Source organism: Nostoc sp. KVJ20, assembly GCF_001712795.1.
Lineage (GTDB): Bacteria > Cyanobacteriota > Cyanobacteriia > Cyanobacteriales > Nostocaceae > Nostoc.
Genome location: NZ_KV757537.1, coordinates 33,905 through 50,726, shown reverse-complemented (window position 1 = coordinate 50,726; position 16,822 = coordinate 33,905). Strand labels below are relative to the sequence as shown.

Genomic DNA, 16,822 nt, shown 5'->3' with positions numbered 1-16,822 from the left:
ATAGGAATCCGCTTTGATTCCTGAAATTATTTGCGTAGGGAGGGAACAGGGAAGAGGTAACGGGGAACAGGGAAGAAGGAATAAAAGTGTACTGAGTTTTTTTCAAAAATCAAATACGAGTCCTATAGTAGAATTCCCAAAATTAAATAACTGTGTAACATTCCTTTATAAAATTTCAACTGATTGCGGCGATGCCTAGTACCGCAAGGCGGAATTAAAAATTAAAAATTAAAAATGAAGACAGCGTAAGGGTTTTGTTGATTGGGAATGGGTGGTTTATTTTTGCCGTGCTGTACTAGGTTTAGCTGCGCTTAGGCGTAGCTAAACTGTATCCTGTATGAAAGAAAAGCGATCGCTATCCTCAAAAAAAACTTAACATTAACCTTAGAAGTGTTAATTTTTCATCATACAAGCTCATGGGTTACTACATCGCTCCCCGCTTTTTGGACAAACTTGCTGTCCACATCACTAAAAATTTCCTGAAACTTCCTGGCGTGCGAGTTCCCGTGATTTTGGGTATTCATGGACGCAAAGGTGAAGGCAAAACATTTCAATGTCAATTAGTCTTCGAGAAAATGGGTATCGAAGTGACTCACGTATCTGGCGGCGAATTGGAAAGTCCAGATGCAGGAGATCCAGCGCGGTTGATTCGGCTACGCTATCGGGAAACAGCAGAATTGATCAAAGTACGCGGCAAAATGTGTGTACTGATGATTAACGATTTAGATGCTGGTGCTGGACGTTTTGATGAAGGTACTCAATATACCGTCAATACGCAGTTGGTAAATGCCACACTGATGAATATTGCTGATAATCCCACAGATGTGCAGTTGCCGGGAAGTTATGATTCCACACCTTTGCATCGTGTACCGATTATTGTCACAGGTAATGATTTTTCTACCCTCTATGCACCGTTAATTCGGGATGGACGGATGGAGAAATTCTACTGGGAACCAGATAGGGACGACAAGGTGGGAATTGTCAAGGGGATTTTTGAACCGGATGGACTGTCACAAAAAGAAGTTGAACAGCTAGTTGATACTTTTATCAATCAGTCCATTGACTTTTTTAGCGCTTTGCGATCCCGCATTTATGACGAACAAATCCGCAACTACATTCATAAGGTAGGTTTTGAGCAGATATCCTTAAATGTAGTTAACAGCACTCAAGGGCCACCAGAATTTAAAAAGCCAGATTTCAGGCTGTCTCACTTAATCGAGTCTGGTAACTTTCTCGTTGGTGAACAAAAACGGGTAGAAAATTCCCACTTAGTTGATGATTACAACCGACTAAATCGAGGTGGTAATTATAATCAATCTGCACCACCTGCTGCTGTAACACCAATTAGTCAACCTTCAAATGGTGCAACTCAAGAAGTAAAAACTAATAGATTCCAGAAACAGCAAGCATCAAGTCCACATTTGACTCTAGAGACACAAGAACAGATTCGGCAATTATTGTCTCAAGGTTACAAAATTAGTATTGAACACGTAGATGAACGTCGTTTTCGCACAGGTTCTTGGCAAAGTTGTGTTAATAGCCACATTGATGCTGAGTCTGATGCAATCTCCAATTTGGAATCAACTCTAACAGAATATAGCGGTGAATATGTGCGTTTGGTAGGGATTGATCCAAAGGCGAAGCGGCGCGTGGTGGAGACGATTATTCAGCGTCCAAATGGGAGAAATTAGGGATAGATACAGCAGAATTTAGGAGTTAGGAATCAGAAGTTCAATTGGCGCTTAGAAACTGCATTTACACAGACAAAACCCGCACAGGCGGGTTAAGAAATTTTCATGTTCTATTAGCTCAAGTTGGTGTAGCTCTTACAACAGTTTACAAGTAACTGAGGTACAAAAGGTAGGACTCACACATCATCTAGAAAGAGTTTTTACTTCCTGCCTCAAAACTCGAATCTTTGTACTTTATGCAAAAAACAACTGCTGTATTTGTGTAACTGTGAATTTTATTCGCTAGGGCTTTTTCAATTCTCAAACAACTGCAAAAAATATGCTTCTTCAATTTGAGAGTTGAATCCTAACTTTTTAACTACAAGTATTTGCTGAAGCCCAGTTCATCTTTCTTAAGTCACCAGTAAATATGGCTGTATATTGATAAGGTGATGAACCAGAACAACTCATAGAATTTGTATTAGCGCGGCGGGGAGTCCACCATGATTTTGCTTGCACAGTCAAAGTTGAATTTGTGCTATTCCATGATAGGTTGTTGACTACTAAAGAGTTAGTTTGTCCATTATCCGCCTTTTTAGCAGATAAAAATGTGGCATCGGAAACATCGCCATTAGCTGGATTAATCCGGGCTATAACTGCGACTTTTGGCCCGCCTCCGCTACCATAACTAGGCAACCAACGTCCAATAGCAAAACGGCGAAAATCATTACCAGACTGACTACCAGTAGAAGAGTAAACGCCATATAAAACATTACTTCCATTCCAATACAATCCGTAACCTGTACCATCATCCCTGGTTGTTTCGTAATCAGTACGACACCATGCTTTTATCCCATTATTGAAGCGAATAGTTATAGGGTTTTTGTTATTTGAAAGTTGCTGATAACCAATGTAAATGCTAGTTTTTCCATTAAGTACTCTGGGCCCATTTTTACCTTTAATTGTCGCTTCACTATCATTGCAACTGAATGTTACAGCATTACCGATAGATGTATTTACCGTTTGGGCTGAAACTGGAGGCGTTTTTTGGGTGAGTACAAAATCAGCTACTAATATTACAGATACAGAAAAACCTGCAAAATACTTTTGTAATTTGCCAGAATAAATCATGGTATAAACCTGCCGAGTAAAGTGGAACGGAAAACACCGTACCACTATAAACTCTAATCAGTATTTAGACAAGTAAAATTATTAAAGCTCTCATTTTGCAATGTTTTCAACATTATAAAAGATCAGGCTATACTACAAAATGCATAATCTAATATGCGTGAAAATGCCTGATAGTAGCTGTATATAATTGTTGCTTATCAAAGAGGATCAGTAGCTAGAAGAAATTGCAATAGGTTACGCTTCACTATAGGCAATCGCAGGAGTTCAAAAAAAGTGTTTAATAAACAATGTAGCGTTTGTTCATTTTCCACATCCCTTGCGAGAATCTTTTTTATCCTTTTCCTCCTGCTTACCGTCGTACTTTATTAAGCGGTTTTAGGATTTTCATCTGATATTTCTTCTGAAACAGCTTTCAAGCGGCTCAATCTGCTTTTGCGAATACGTTCGCTATCACGAATACCACCCGCCATTTCATATTCGCTGCTGTCTTTGCCATATTTAAAAGCAACTCCTCTTACCATCTTATCTGTAAGATTGCTTAAAATTTTTTCCATCTCATCAATTTTAGTTTTGGAAGAGTCAATTACAGTTAAAGCAGTGTTATAAGCATCAAGCATAGTCCGTAATTGCTCAATTGATTTAGTCAAGTTTTGCAAATCGCAATTATCACCAAAATCCATATTTGAATCAATTGCTTTCAGTCCAGCGGATCTCAATTCAGCTTTTTTGAGAACACGGGATGTACGTTTTTTACGAGACATAAATATATTCCTTAAAGATGCTTATAAAGCTACTTTGCCTTACCAAGGCTGTTTTCTGGTTCAGTAAAATTAGGGAATAATTGTATTTATTAAAAAAAACAACTAAGCTTGAGTAATTTTTCTTAATTTTTAGCCTGTATCTGTTTTTCTTCACAATTGCTTTAATGTTAATGAGGAATGTTGCAATGTTGATAAGGAATATTGCAATGTTCGTAAGGAATGTTGCAATGTTAATGAGGAATGTTGCAATGTTGATAAGGAATGCTTTAATCTTGGTGAAGAACATTGCAATGTTAATGAGGAATGTTGCAATCTTGATGAAGAACATTGCAATTTTGATGATGAATGTTGCAATGTCGAAGTAGATTTTACGTATTTAGACCACGAGTAAGACGCTTTTCAGTTAGAGGATGTTTGAAAAGTCCTCTTGTTGGTAAAAAAACGTTTTAGATTAACCAGCGTTTTACCCCACCCTAACCCTCCCCTTGCAAAGGGGAGGGAACTGGATTTTCTATTTCCCCTTTTCGCACTCCAAAGGGATAAGAGGCGTTGATTATAACTTGCAAAGAGGAGGGAACTAGATTTTCTATTTCCCCCCTTTCCAAGGCTACGGTGTACACACAAGTCCTAAAAACCTAGCTTGATAAGCATTTCCTCGTTCCCAGTCTCCGACTGGGAATGCATTCATTGAGTCTCTGACTCAATATCTGACTAGAGGCAGAGCCTCTAATCAGGCATTCCTATGCAGAGCATAGGAACGAGNNTTGTGTGTACACCGTAGCTTTCCAAGGGGGGATTAAGGGGGGTAATTTGACTTGTGTGTACACCGTAGCCTTATAAAAGGGAGGTTGGGAGGGGTCAAAATAATACGCAGCTTTACAGAGAATTGGTATTAAACCCTTTGTTATAAAATAAGCTAACTTCCGCCACAGTGTACTAGATTTAATTTGGGATTTTCCAATTTTTATGCAACCTCGACAAGGCATCATTGAAATCTTTTCAACTTTTGTGCAGTTTGCTGGCGAACGCTTTAGTCGTTGGGGGACGGAATCAAATTTGCGTCGCAGCATTCAAAGTTGTCTAAACCGCACACCACAAGAAACTTCTGAATACTTTTGGGCACTTTATTGGTATAAGTTTTGGCAGCTTCCCGAAACTGAGTCAATAGCTAGGCAACATCTTATAGCTTATTTGCAAGAACCTTGCTATTGGGTATCCCAAAAGACGGTTACTAGTTTTGCTAGTACTCAGTATAAACTGTCAGACTGTTTTCAGATTGCGATCGCACAAGTTGATAAAGTCCTCAAAGGTTTTAACCCCAATCAAGGTTTTACCTTAAAAAACTACGCCAATGCCATCTTTAGCGGTGCTATCCGCGAAACTTTGCGCCAAAAGAGGGAAGTTGACATTTGTACAGATTGGGGACTGTTGCGAAAAATCACTAAAAAGCTTTTGGTGGAGTCTTTGCAAAATGCTGGCTTATCCCCAGAGAATATTAATGCTTATATCCTTGCTTGGAATTGTTTCACAACCCTATATATTCCTACAAAAACTGGTACTTCTCGCCAACTTTCTCGACCCGACGATAAAGTTTGGGAAGCGATCGCTAAAGCTTATAATTCACAAAGTAGTCAGCAAGTCAATCCCCAAACTTTGGAAAAATGGCTGCTAAATGCTGCTAAATCTGTCCGCAAGTATTGTTATCCCACCCCGGAGTCTCTGAATACTCCCAAAGGTGGCGATGATTCCTGGGAGTGGCTGGACAATCTTACGGGAGGTCAACAAGAATCTCTAATCAATGAAATTGTCGCCCAAGAAGAAGAACAAACTAGAATTTCTCAGCAAACTGAGATTAACAAAGTTTTAGTAGTGGCGATCGCTCAACTTGAACCGCAATTACAAGAGATTGTACAACTTTACTACGGGCAAGAACTAACTCAAGACAAAATTGCCAAACAATTACAAATGCAGCAATATACTGTCTCGCGGCGACTAAAAAAAGCGCAGGAAGCTTTGTTGCGGTCTTTGGCTAACTGGAGTCAAGATAATTTGCATATTTCTATTACTTCAGACCTACTCAAAAATATAAATACAGTCATGGAGGAATGGCTGAGAAATTATTACTAGGGAGTGAAGAAGGGAATAGGGTACAGGTTACAGGGTACAGATTATTTATTCCCTATCACCTTTCACCTGTAACCTCTCCCCCAATCCCTAATCCTCAATCCCTAATCCCCAATCCCTAATCCCCATGACTACCAACACTACTATATTTACTTTTGCTAACCCAACTGACCTGATTTTAGAAATCCCCACCGCCACCCAAAGTCAAGCGGATGTTTACAGTCAATCTTTTTCTAACCCCACTTCTGGCTATCAAGGTTATATTAATGAACTTTGCCTAAGTGCTATTTTGCTATGGTTACAAGAAGATTTCACGCCTCAAGCAAAGGTCTGGCCAAATACAACTGTTTTATCGAGTTTCTGGGAAATAGTAAATGGAACCGCAATCACCTTAGATGCGACTCGATTTATCTTGATTCCCAGTGAGACAATTGATTTAAGCGAATTGCGAGTACCGCAAGAATGGGTAGATATTCCTAGTTGGGTAGGTGATTACTACTTAGCTGTGCAGGTAGAACCAGATGAAGGCTATGTTAGAGTTTGGGGTTATTGCACCCATACACAACTCAAATCTCAGGGTAGTTATGATTCAGGCGATCGCGCTTATTCTCTTGATGCTGCCGACATCATCAATGATATCAGTGTTTTAGCTGTGGCGCGGCAACTTTGTTTAGAAGAATCAACACGTAGCGCTATTCAAGAGATTCTTGCCATACCGCAACCACAAGCACAAAACTTAATTAGCCGTCTGGGAAATCCAGAAATACTTACACCGAGACTAGCTATCCCTTTTCAATTATGGGGAGGGTTAATTGCACATGGCGGGTGGCGAAAAAGCTTATATCAACGACGCTTGGGACTACCAGAACAGTGGTCGGTTCTCCAATGGTTGCAAAGCGGTGTTTCCCAAGTTGCTGAAGCTGCCGGTTGGGGAAGCTTTGATTTACAACTGAGTGCGGCTGGGGCGCGGAGTGTTGACCAAAGGCAACCAGAATCTATTTTATCTCGTGAACTGGCGATCGCAGGTCAAATCTATGAATTGCTGATTACACCACAAGACGAACCAGACGCGACTGTTTGGCGCTTTGAGTTACGCAACCTGACAGTGGGTGCAGCTATTCCTGGTGGTTTTAAACTCCGACTACTCACTGAAGATTTACAGCCTTTTCCCAACAACGAAGATATTGCTATATCTGCTGTAGAACAACTTTACGTAGAAGTTGCGCTGCTGCCTGGAGAAGGCATAGTCTGGGAAATAGAACCTCTTCCCGAAAATTATGATCGAGAAATACTCAGATTTTAAACTCTTATTTGGCTTTTTTATAGATAATTACAGTGGATAACTGTCTGGTAAATTCACTTACATATAAAAAGCCATGAGAGCAAAACCTAAACAACAAATGCGTATATGGGCGATGTTGTGTCATTTATCAGCTTTATTGGGATGGATATTATTATGTTTTTTAGTATTTATTGGTATCCCTTTATATTTACCCCTCAATCTTTTAGCCCCACTCCTCATCTGGAAATTTAAAAAATCACAATATCCCTGGATTGATTTACAGGGGAAGGAATCACTGAATTTTCAAATCTCGTTAACATTATATACTTTGATTTTTATAGCAATCTCCTTGTTTTTATTGCTAATTAGCTTTAGTCTGGCACTGGCTAGCAATGGTTCATTTAATGAAATAAAAACTACTTTAGACAGCTTATTATTTTTTCTGATATCTTTAATTTCATTAAAGCTATTACTTCAATCATTCTTAGTAACTTTTGCGGCTGTCAAAGCTTACAATGGAGAGCATTATCGTTACCCTTTAACAGTTAGATTTTTACGATAAGAAATGATTTAATATCGATTATTCTCAAATAAACATTAAAGTGTTATATTTTTATTTACTTACTTTATGGTATAGAGTTTTAGCATAATATAATCCTAAACGATATAATAGACAAAATGATATTATTAAATAAATAATAACTTGTATAAATCTGGGAGTATATAATAATATGATTGGAGTTGCGATCGCAGGCACGGGATTTGGTCAAAAAGTCCACATTCCTGGATTTAAAGCACATCCTCGCACTGAGGTAGTTGCTGTTTATCATCGAGATATAAATAAAGCTAAAGCCATAGCAGAATCCCATAATATCCGCCACGCCTCTGACTCTCTTGCAGATATTGTGGCATTACCTGAAGTGCAAGCAGTCAGCATCTCTACACCGCCATTTTTGCACTATGAAATGGCAAAAACTGTACTGCAAGCTGGGAAACATTTATTATTAGAAAAACCGACAACTTTAAATGCAATTGAAGCTAAAGAACTTTATCAGTTAGCGAAAGCAAAAAGCGTAATTGCAACTGTAGATTTTGAATTTCGCTTTGTCCCAGCATGGCAGTTATTTGCTGAATTATTGTCAGAAGATTATGTGGGTAAGTTACGCTTAATTAAAATTGATTGGTTAGGTTCTTCTCGTGCTGATACTTCACGCCCTTGGAATTGGTATTCTGACAAGGATAAAGGAGGTGGTGCATTAGGATCTTTAGGTTCCCACGCCTTCGATTATATTCACTGGTTATTCGGGCCAGTCCGTAGATTAAACGCCCATTTAACTACTGCGATTCCCACACGAGTTGACCCTGTTAGTGGCGAATCCAAGCCAGTGAATACAGATGACAACTGTATATTAACGCTGGAATTAGCTAATGGTACACCTTGCCAACTTTCTATTAGTGCAGTTGTTCATGCACCAAGAACCCATTGGGTAGAAGTATATGGCGATCGCGGTACATTAATAGTGGGCAGTGAAAATCAAAAAGATTATATACATGGTTTTCGTGTTTGGGGTTCCCAGCCAGGTAAACCTCTAACCGAAATAGAAATACCAAATCGGTTAATTTTTCCCAAAAATTATGCTGATGGACGCATTTCTGCATTTATCCGCGTAATAGACCAATGGGTGCAAGGAATTGACAACAATAAGGAAATTACACCATCCCTGCGAGAAGGAATTTATTCTCAGTTGTTGATGGATTTATCCCATGAATCTCATCAAAAAGCTAGTTGGATAGATGTACCCAGTTTGGAAGGTTTTCTTCGTAACTAAAGAAATGAGCAAAACTCCCCGTATTCGTATTCCACCGGAAGTCAGAATTTATGTTTTTCAACGTGACAAATATCAATGCCAAAGCTGCGGTAAAACCACTGTAGAAACTAACCTTAGCATTGACCATATCATTCCCCTTGCCCGTGGCGGTCAAAACGATATCAGCAATCTCCAAACTCTTTGTTTTACCTGCAATCAGCAGAAAACAGACAAAATTGATCCTCGTTTCCGGCGATATTTTCAGCTTTAGGTTACGATGGTATGAGCTATTCGTTTCTTATTTCTATGCCTCAAAATCACAATAGCAATTCGCCAAAATTCCTCAACATAAAAACTACGTTTTTCTACGTCTTTACTTTCATTGCTGTTTTAGTAGTAGCTTTTCCCTGGCTATATGAGATTAAAACTAAAGCTGGGATCGATATATCACGTAGCCGCCACGCAGGAACCTTTTTTGAGAAACATACCTATGGACTCTTTAGGTGTGAGTGGCTTTATCCCTACCATTGCGATCGCTCCCAGATTAAGTAAAGGCAATTAAACCAATTCGCAATTACGTTTTGTGTTACCGAGTCTGCGTTCGCTTTTAGCGTCTCGTAGAGAGCATCCGGGGATTTAGCTTAGGCTTCAATTCGCGCTGCCCTTCAAAGGCTAAAACTTAAACCCCCAAAGTTCGTTAAAAAGAGAAGGGGAAAATTTTCCCCTTCTCTCTATTTAATACCCATTTAATTAATGATTTCAACACATCATTGGGTAAAGACGCGATTCATCGCGTCTCTACAAATGGTCTATTTGTCGCATTCTTTTTTCAAATTGGTATAAAAATTTTACCCCAATTGACTTAACCAAAAATTGACCTCGTTCCCAGTTTCCGATTAGGAACGAGGTTTTTGACTTAAGTTGATATCAATGCACCGCTGTGCGTGTCTAAATCTATCCCAACTGATTTGAGATCATGCTGACATCAACGGCTAACTTTTTACCCAACTTGAGCAATTGAAGACACTGATTATCTCCTTCATTCCCAACGCTAGTAATACACACCGGCTCGATCTGACTGTGCAGACAACTAAAATATAGTTCCTGCGATCGCTGTAGGGAAACATCAATATTCAGTTGATCCCCGACATCAATCAATCGCTCCAACAGTTGGATATCTGCATTAAAGCTACCATTGGCATCGTGCAACAATTGCCAGAGCGATCGCGCGATTAACTGTTCTAACATCTGTTTACCGTCGGGAATATTCAACCGACAACGCAGATGTTTTGCTTCAGTTGCGATCGCTTCCAATTCTAAGATGTGACTCCAACTCTTTTGGGGATCAGCAATATCTTGCTCAAGCGATCGCAATGTCATTAAACAACGATGCCCTAAAGCAATATCTGCTGCTACCTGCAATTCTTGCGGTACTGCTAATTCATCTCGATGAAATGCCATCAGCACACCATAATTATCACGGTACGCTTGAGTATACAACTGTCCTAAACGTGTCAGTGTTTCCTGACTAAGCAGCCGCATAATCCGGTGGCGTTCTTCAGCAAATAGATTCTGTAAACTGAAAGCTTCTTCCCCAAATAGCTGCGTCATCACCAAGATAGTATGAGCCGCGCTAGCTTGTTTTAGTGCCCCAAACAGCTTTTCTTTTAATTGGCTGTAGTCACGCCGCCCAGTAAATTGTTGAATGCAGCAGTGGAAATCCCAGCCTCCCAAATGCAGAACAGCAAATACCAAATGCTCACTTTCCCAAGTAATCTCTGATACCAGCTTTAAATTTCCTACAGCCAGAGTTAGCGATCCCATCCGTTGCAGTTGGTAATCTAGCTCATTGGCAGCGTAGCAATAAACCTTTTTGTGGTAACGCTGAGACTGTTGATCAGCAGCATCTTTTCTAGGTAAGGAATTGTGCGTTTCTGCTGGTTTGTGATTGGTAAATAGGGAAGTAATAGCGTAATGGGCTGCTACTTGCTTAAAGCCAAGCTGGGCAGTTAACACGAGTTGCCGATAAATTTCGCCACCGTGTTTGAAGTCATCCACATTGCTGGGGGCTAAACCAAGACGTTTGACGAAGCCTTTTTCCAACTGCACACCAGCCACTTCCCCTGCCAATTCCAAAGCACGGCCAGCGTAGCGCAGAATTTGTGTCCCCTCTGGACGGGAAATTTCTTCAAAAAACCAACCGCAACTAGTGAACATCAACAAAGCGTGACGCTGCATTTCTAATAGGCGTAGCGCATCTACTTGTTCGGCGGCGGTTAGTTTGTGGGTTTGATGACGGGCTAGAAATCGGTTGACATTGGTAGCAGAGCGATCGCGCAATACTTGGATATATTCATCTCGTGTTTGCCAGGGATCACGAAATAACTGCCTACCATGTTCTTCATACACCTCAGTTAACTGATCCCGCAGCCAATTTAGGGCATCCCGCAGGGGACGACGCCATTTCTGATGCCAAACTGAGCCTTCTCCACCGCAACCACAGTCATCTTGCCATCTGTCTACACCGTGGGCGCAACTCCAGGCTGTGACTGACTTTAATTCCACTTCCCAACTGGGAGAATTTAAGCTGAGGTAGTGGGCGAAGTTCGTTACAGTCCAACCCTGTTGAGGAAACTCTTTAGTAAAGGCGTAGGCTAAAGTTTTCTCAGTTCCCTTTTTGTGATGTCCGAAGGTTTCCCCATCTGTCGCCACAGAGATTAACTGTGTTTGACGATGATCCCCACGGACTGCTGAACCGATACGTCCAGCAAAGCGACTGGAATTATAAACAACATCACTAAAACCCATATCCCGCGATATCGGGCCATCGTAGAAGAAGATATCAATGTAGGGGAGGGAGTCGGGAGTCGGGAGTTGGGAGTGGTTACTATTCCCATTCCCCTCATTAATCGCACTCAGAGGTGAAGATGAAGTGTCTAGCGTTGGCTTCAAATAACAACGATAGGGACGGGTGGGATCAATCTGACTACCACCGACTTCGTGCCATTCAGGATGGGGATGATCTGGAGTGGGGACGGAACGACAACGCAGTGCTTGAGATGGTGCAAGGATAATGAAGCGAATACCCTCAGCCACAAGGGCTTCTAGGGTGGCATAATCCACACCAGTTTCCGCTAGCCACATTCCTTCGGGATCACGGCCAAAGCGGGAGCGGAAGTCTTCTTTACCCCAGCGAATTTGGGTATATTTGTCGCGCTCATTCGCCAGAGGCATGATGATGTGATTGTATACTTGCGCGATCGCATTGCCGTGACCATGCAAGCGATCGCTACTCTTAGCATCCGCCTCTAAAATCCGCTGATAAACCTCCACATCGTAGCGTTCTAGCCACGACATCAACGTTGGCCCAATATTAAAACTGAAATACTCATAATTATTAACGATCTTCACCACTTCGCCTTGGTCATTTAAGACTCTGGCAAAGGCATTCGGACGATAACATTCCCAATGAATCCGCTCATTCCAGTCATGGAAAGGTGCAGCGCTCGGTTGGCGTTCAATTGCGTCCAGATAAGGGTTTTCCCTTGGTGGCTGGTAAAAATGACCATGCACCGTCACATAAACACCATTAGCCTTTCTCAGGGGATCGGTTTCTTTGGTGTTTTTGGGATCTGAATGTAATGTTAACGTTGAGCCAGAGCTAGCTGGCATTTCAGCAGCAGAAGTCATGTATATTTAATCCAAAACAAAAAACTTGTAGTTGTACCAAAAACATTGTGCTTGAAGAATAATTCAGGAGTCAGAATGAGGACGCTCCAGGATGAGCTAACGCTGCGCTATCCACCAGTCGCACAAAATTCATTCTAAATTCTGGCTGCTGACTCCTGAATTCTGTTTCGATAAACCTTTCTACAATGGTTTTTACACAAAATCCGGTATAAAGAACAACTATGGAATACAACAAAATTTTTGACAAAGCGTTTTCATTGTAGTGGGAAATCTGCGTTATCGCACAGCCCTTTCCCTGAAGGCTCAAAGTAATTAGCCATTGAACAAGGCCTTAGTTAGGGGTTTCTCGTTAGCAGCGCTAATCAAAATTTTAATTGTCTTTTAATACATTAAACCCCATTTTTGGTGTAATATTTTGGCTCAATTTCATAGTTTTGCAACAAAAGATTACAAAAACTCATTATATCGCAATCGAATTTTACATACAGAGCAGTGAGGTGAAAACAGTACAATTCCTGAATTGCTCTACAGACGGTTGAGAGTATCATATCGGAGTGATGAGTGAAAGTGATTGTTAATTCAACACTCCAAATTTAAAATTTAGGATTGCTCGCTGTGAATGATACCTTCAACTTAAGACAACAAATGTCAACCAAAAACATTATTCTTTTCGTTTTACTACTGTTTATCCCGGTTTCTGTAGCAGCCCACTTTCTGGAATGGGGAGAATTGATAGTTTTCATTACAGCTGGATTAGCAATTCTGCCCTTAGCAGCTTGGATGGGTACAGCTACAGAAGAAATTGCTGTCGTAGTCGGGCCATCATTGGGGGGCTTGTTAAACGCCACCTTTGGCAATGCTACAGAACTAATCATCGCCCTAGTAGCGCTGAACGCTGGATTAATAGATGTAGTCAAAGCCAGCATCACGGGATCAATTATTAGCAACTTACTATTGGTGATGGGTTTTTCCATGCTTTTGGGAGGACTGCGCTACAAAGAACAGACATTTCAGCCAATTGTGGCGCGGGTGAATGCTGATTCCATGAATTTGGCAGTGATTGCCATTTTGATGCCAACAGCCATGAATTATACCTCTCAAGGAATTAACGAACAAACACTGCAAAATTTTTCTATTGCTGTTGCTGTAGTGTTAATCCTGGTTTATGCCTTAACGCTGCTATTTTCGATGAAAACCCACTCCTATCTATATGATGTGGGTGTAGCAGAGACAGAAGAAGAGGAAATCCCTCATGCTAAACCAAATATGATGTTGTGGGTTGGCGTGTTGCTAGTATGCACCTTGCTAGTGGCATTTGAGTCAGAAATGCTAGTAGATTCTCTAGAAGTGGCCACATCTCAGCTAGGTTTGACGGCGCTGTTTACAGGGGTGATTTTGGTTCCCATCGTGGGTAACGCGGCTGAACACGCCACAGCAGTCACCGTGGCGATGAAAAATAAAATGGATCTTTCCCTTTCAGTAGCAGTGGGATCAAGTATGCAGATTGCCTTGTTTGTCGCGCCCGTGTTGGTGATAGCAGGGCGGATAATGGGTAAACCAATGGATTTAGATTTCCAACCCTTTGAATTAGTAGCTGTGGTTGCGTCAGTGTTGATTGCAAACAGTATTAGTTCTGATGGTAAGTCCAATTGGCTGGAAGGCACTTTGTTATTAGCTACCTATACAGTGTTGGGATTCGCCTTCTACTTCCATCCAGTTATAGAAGGTATAGGCTAGTACCGCAAGGCGGAAGTCAAAAGTTAAAAGTCAAAAGAATTGTATTCTAAGCTTTTGCGCCATTTGAAATGGTATGTTTGTTTCCGCCGTGCTGTATTAGTTAAGCAGTGCGTAGGCGTAGCCCGTCGTAGACATCGCTCATAGTTTAACGGATTCGGAGAAGTCCACATCCTCAACGCCAGTAAAATAAAGAGATATAAGAGCGATCGCCTGTATGAGCTACTGCCTTAATCCCCACTGTCCCAAGCCTGAAAATCCTAATCATGTAAATTTTTGCGTGACTTGTGGTTCCAAGTTACTCCTCAAAGAACGTTACCGTGCGATCAAACCAATCGGACAAGGTGGTTTTGGTAAAACCTTCTTAGCTGTGGATGAGGATAAACCCTCAAAACCACGCTGCGTAATTAAGCAATTTTATCCCCAATCCCAAGGCACTAACACTCTTGCCAAAGCCGTAGAGTTATTTAACCAAGAAGCTGTGCAATTAGATGAATTGGGCAAACATCCTCAAATTCCAGAACTACTGGCATATTTTACCCAAGAAAATCGGCAGTATCTTGTACAAGAATTTATCGACGGACAAAACTTAGCTCAGGAATTGGCACATAGAGGTGCTTTTAGTGAAATACAAATCTGGCAATTACTAAGTGATTTATTACCAGTTTTGCAATTTTGTCATACTAGACACGTAATTCACCGCGATATTAAGCCAGAAAACATTATTTTACGCGAGAGCGATCGCAAACTAGTATTAGTAGATTTTGGTGCTGCTAAATCTGCTACTGGTACTGCCTTAAATAAAACTGGTACTAGTATTGGGAGTCCAGAATATGTTGCACCTGAACAAATGAGAGGTAGGGCTATTTTTGCCAGTGATATTTACAGTTTGGGTGCGACTTGTATTAATTTATTAACAGTGCGATCGCCTTTCGATTCTTATGATACCAACAACGATACTTGGATATGGCAGCAATACTTGCAAACTCCTGTTAGTAATCAGTTGAGTTACATTCTCAACAAGATGCTAGAAAGTATCCCAATGCGGCGTTATCAAACAGTAGATGAAGTTCTCAAAGACTTAAATCAAAAGTCGCAAGTAGCAGCCACACCAGCGATTGCGCCAAAACCTATCCCTCAATCACCACTCAAATCTCCAGCCGCTTTTGTATCGAAATCTCCTAGTCAACTTGAGAAAGAATTAGAGGAAATGAAAACCCAATTTATGGGTAACAACAAACCTCAACCAAATAAAATACAGCCACCCAACCCAACACCTCAGCCTTCTAGTACAAATAAAATAGATCAAGAGTTAGAAGAATTAAAAGCCAAATATCTTGGAAATAATAATACGCCAAATCAATGATAAAACCAAATATCAAAAGCCTCTATTACATCACACATATTGAAAATTTGCCTTCAATACTTCAAAGAGGTATTTTATCCCACAAAGCAGTTGAGGAGTTAGGTGTTTCATATACACCAATCTACGATAGTGGGATTGTTAGCAAGCGTAAAGATAAGTCTACGCCTGGAAGGAGTAGTTTGTGGGAGTACGCTAACTTATACTTTCAGCCACGTAACCCAATGATGTATCGAGTGGTTCATGAAAAGGACAAAAGAGATATTGCTGTTGTTGGAGTTAAACCGGATGTATTTGGTGCAGCAGGAGGACTAATTACAGATGGAAATGCTGCCAATGATCCAACTCAATTTTTTGCTATTAAGGAAGGAATAGAAATACTTCAGAAACAATGGAAAATTATTCAAAATGAGTGGTGGAATGAGCTTGATGGTTCCAAACGGAAGATAATGGCTGAGTACCTGGTTCCTGAACAAATCAGCCCAGAACTTGTTCATTCAATTTTTGTAGCAGACTATAAGGCTAAAGAGCGAGTCGAAACAATTGTAGGTTCAGCTAGAATACCTGTTGTTCCTGAACCAAATATGTTCTTCCAACCTATATCTGCTGCCCGTATCGGGACTAATATTTCCTTGATTGATGGGGATATGTTTTTTTCAAATATGCAAACCTTGACGATTAGTGTTAACCTTCAAGGCATAATGGGCAAAGGATTAGCGTCACGAGCAAAATATCAGTTTCCTGACGTATATGTAGTTTATCAAGATGCTTGCAGGAATCAACAGCTTACTGCCACAAAACCCTATCTCTATAAACGGGAAGCTTCTTTAGACCAAGAATTAGCTGATCTTAGTCTTCCGCTTGTGTCCTCCAATGCTGTAAAGTGGTTCTTATTGTTTGCTACTAAAAGACAATGGCGAGAAAACTCTCGTTTAGAAGACATTGAAGGTGGCTTAGAATGGGTTAGAACCAATTGTCATGAAATTGGTATTCAGTCTTTGGCAATGCCAGCTTTGGGTTGTGGTTTAGGCAATTTAAATTGGTCTGAAGTAGGACCACTAATGTGTCGGTATTTGCATAACATAGGAATTCCGGTTGCGATTTATCTTCCACGGGAACACCAAATTGATTCCAAATATTTAACTAATGATTACTTGCTAAATGGCTCTTGATTCGCACGTTGTCTTAATCGCTTAATTACTGTCCGTCTGCTCATTTTTGATATATACTCAAATTTCATAAAGCCTATATTTGATAAG

At 40.6% G+C, this 16,822-nt stretch carries 13 protein-coding genes; 10 read left to right on the top strand and 3 right to left on the bottom strand.

Annotation, left to right across the window (positions count from 1 at the left end; translation table 11 throughout):
- Positions 1-416: 416 nt before the first annotated feature.
- Positions 417-1,691 carry a RuBisCO small subunit-like domain-containing protein gene (locus A4S05_RS00200; RefSeq protein WP_069067823.1) on the top strand — a complete coding sequence of 425 codons (1,275 nt, stop codon included), beginning with the start codon at positions 417-419 and terminating at the stop codon, positions 1,689-1,691.
- Positions 1,692-2,045: 354 nt separating this feature from the next.
- Here the strand turns inward: A4S05_RS00200 and A4S05_RS00195 are convergent, their stop codons facing one another.
- Both A4S05_RS00195 and A4S05_RS00190 read right to left on the bottom strand, forming a co-directional pair.
- Positions 2,046-2,801, bottom strand: coding sequence for a hypothetical protein (locus A4S05_RS00195; RefSeq protein ID WP_069067822.1), 756 nt, complete (start codon positions 2,799-2,801; stop codon positions 2,046-2,048).
- Between the two features lie 365 nt (positions 2,802-3,166).
- Complete coding sequence (locus tag A4S05_RS00190; RefSeq protein WP_069067821.1) at positions 3,167-3,562, bottom strand: hypothetical protein; 396 nt, start codon at positions 3,560-3,562, stop codon at positions 3,167-3,169.
- 966 nt (positions 3,563-4,528) lie between these two features.
- Here A4S05_RS00190 and A4S05_RS00180 point away from each other — a divergent pair.
- The 6 genes from A4S05_RS00180 (at position 4,529) to A4S05_RS38390 (ending at position 9,328) form a co-directional block, all read left to right on the top strand.
- Positions 4,529-5,689 (top strand): sigma-70 family RNA polymerase sigma factor, encoded by a 1,161-nt coding sequence (locus tag A4S05_RS00180; RefSeq protein WP_069067819.1) that lies wholly within the window; start codon positions 4,529-4,531, stop codon positions 5,687-5,689.
- Between the two features lie 124 nt (positions 5,690-5,813).
- Complete coding sequence (locus A4S05_RS00175; RefSeq protein ID WP_069067818.1) at positions 5,814-6,989, top strand: DUF1822 family protein; 1,176 nt, start codon at positions 5,814-5,816, stop codon at positions 6,987-6,989.
- A 73-nt stretch (positions 6,990-7,062) separates the two neighbouring features.
- A complete protein-coding gene (locus tag A4S05_RS00170; RefSeq protein ID WP_069067817.1) occupies positions 7,063-7,530 on the top strand; it encodes a DUF4870 domain-containing protein in 468 nt (155 codons plus the stop codon).
- Between the two features lie 169 nt (positions 7,531-7,699).
- Positions 7,700-8,797 (top strand): Gfo/Idh/MocA family protein, encoded by a 1,098-nt coding sequence (locus tag A4S05_RS00165; RefSeq protein WP_069067816.1) that lies wholly within the window; start codon positions 7,700-7,702, stop codon positions 8,795-8,797.
- Between the two features lie 4 nt (positions 8,798-8,801).
- On the top strand, positions 8,802-9,047 hold the full coding sequence (locus A4S05_RS00160) for an HNH endonuclease (RefSeq protein WP_069067815.1): 246 nt from the start codon (positions 8,802-8,804) through the stop codon (positions 9,045-9,047).
- A gap of 35 nt (positions 9,048-9,082) precedes the next feature.
- Positions 9,083-9,328 (top strand): hypothetical protein, encoded by a 246-nt coding sequence (locus A4S05_RS38390; protein WP_084226919.1) that lies wholly within the window; start codon positions 9,083-9,085, stop codon positions 9,326-9,328.
- A gap of 402 nt (positions 9,329-9,730) precedes the next feature.
- Here the strand turns inward: A4S05_RS38390 and A4S05_RS00155 are convergent, their stop codons facing one another.
- Positions 9,731-12,466, bottom strand: coding sequence for a DUF3536 domain-containing protein (locus tag A4S05_RS00155; protein WP_069067814.1), 2,736 nt, complete (start codon positions 12,464-12,466; stop codon positions 9,731-9,733).
- A gap of 645 nt (positions 12,467-13,111) precedes the next feature.
- On the opposite strand from A4S05_RS00155, the gene cax reads away from it, so the two are divergent.
- The 3 genes from cax to A4S05_RS00140 all read left to right on the top strand — a co-directional run bounded on the left by cax (position 13,112) and on the right by A4S05_RS00140 (position 16,735).
- The gene (gene cax / locus A4S05_RS00150) at positions 13,112-14,203 is read left to right on the top strand and encodes a calcium/proton exchanger (RefSeq protein ID WP_069067813.1); all 1,092 of its coding nucleotides are present in this window, start codon (positions 13,112-13,114) and stop codon (positions 14,201-14,203) included.
- A 214-nt stretch (positions 14,204-14,417) separates the two neighbouring features.
- On the top strand, positions 14,418-15,566 hold the full coding sequence (locus tag A4S05_RS00145; RefSeq protein ID WP_069067812.1) for a serine/threonine-protein kinase: 1,149 nt from the start codon (positions 14,418-14,420) through the stop codon (positions 15,564-15,566).
- Positions 15,563-16,735, top strand: coding sequence for a DarT ssDNA thymidine ADP-ribosyltransferase family protein (locus A4S05_RS00140; RefSeq protein ID WP_069067811.1), 1,173 nt, complete (start codon positions 15,563-15,565; stop codon positions 16,733-16,735). Before A4S05_RS00145 ends, A4S05_RS00140 begins: the two co-directional genes overlap by 4 nt.
- Positions 16,736-16,822 lie beyond the last annotated feature (87 nt).

What these genes read in the sequence shown, in the direction of transcription:
- A4S05_RS00200 (WP_069067823.1), top strand. Translation starts at nt 417, where the DNA reads ATGGGTTACTACATCGCTCCCCGCTTTTTGGACAAACTTGCTGTCCAC.
- A4S05_RS00195 (WP_069067822.1), bottom strand. Translation starts at nt 2,801, where the DNA reads ATGATTTATTCTGGCAAATTACAAAAGTATTTTGCAGGTTTTTCTGTA.
- A4S05_RS00190 (WP_069067821.1), bottom strand. Translation starts at nt 3,562, where the DNA reads ATGTCTCGTAAAAAACGTACATCCCGTGTTCTCAAAAAAGCTGAATTG.
- A4S05_RS00180 (WP_069067819.1), top strand. Translation starts at nt 4,529, where the DNA reads ATGCAACCTCGACAAGGCATCATTGAAATCTTTTCAACTTTTGTGCAG.
- A4S05_RS00175 (WP_069067818.1), top strand. Translation starts at nt 5,814, where the DNA reads ATGACTACCAACACTACTATATTTACTTTTGCTAACCCAACTGACCTG.
- A4S05_RS00170 (WP_069067817.1), top strand. Translation starts at nt 7,063, where the DNA reads ATGAGAGCAAAACCTAAACAACAAATGCGTATATGGGCGATGTTGTGT.
- A4S05_RS00165 (WP_069067816.1), top strand. Translation starts at nt 7,700, where the DNA reads ATGATTGGAGTTGCGATCGCAGGCACGGGATTTGGTCAAAAAGTCCAC.
- A4S05_RS00160 (WP_069067815.1), top strand. Translation starts at nt 8,802, where the DNA reads ATGAGCAAAACTCCCCGTATTCGTATTCCACCGGAAGTCAGAATTTAT.
- A4S05_RS38390 (WP_084226919.1), top strand. Translation starts at nt 9,083, where the DNA reads ATGCCTCAAAATCACAATAGCAATTCGCCAAAATTCCTCAACATAAAA.
- A4S05_RS00155 (WP_069067814.1), bottom strand. Translation starts at nt 12,466, where the DNA reads ATGACTTCTGCTGCTGAAATGCCAGCTAGCTCTGGCTCAACGTTAACA.
- cax (WP_069067813.1), top strand. Translation starts at nt 13,112, where the DNA reads ATGTCAACCAAAAACATTATTCTTTTCGTTTTACTACTGTTTATCCCG.
- A4S05_RS00145 (WP_069067812.1), top strand. Translation starts at nt 14,418, where the DNA reads ATGAGCTACTGCCTTAATCCCCACTGTCCCAAGCCTGAAAATCCTAAT.
- A4S05_RS00140 (WP_069067811.1), top strand. Translation starts at nt 15,563, where the DNA reads ATGATAAAACCAAATATCAAAAGCCTCTATTACATCACACATATTGAA.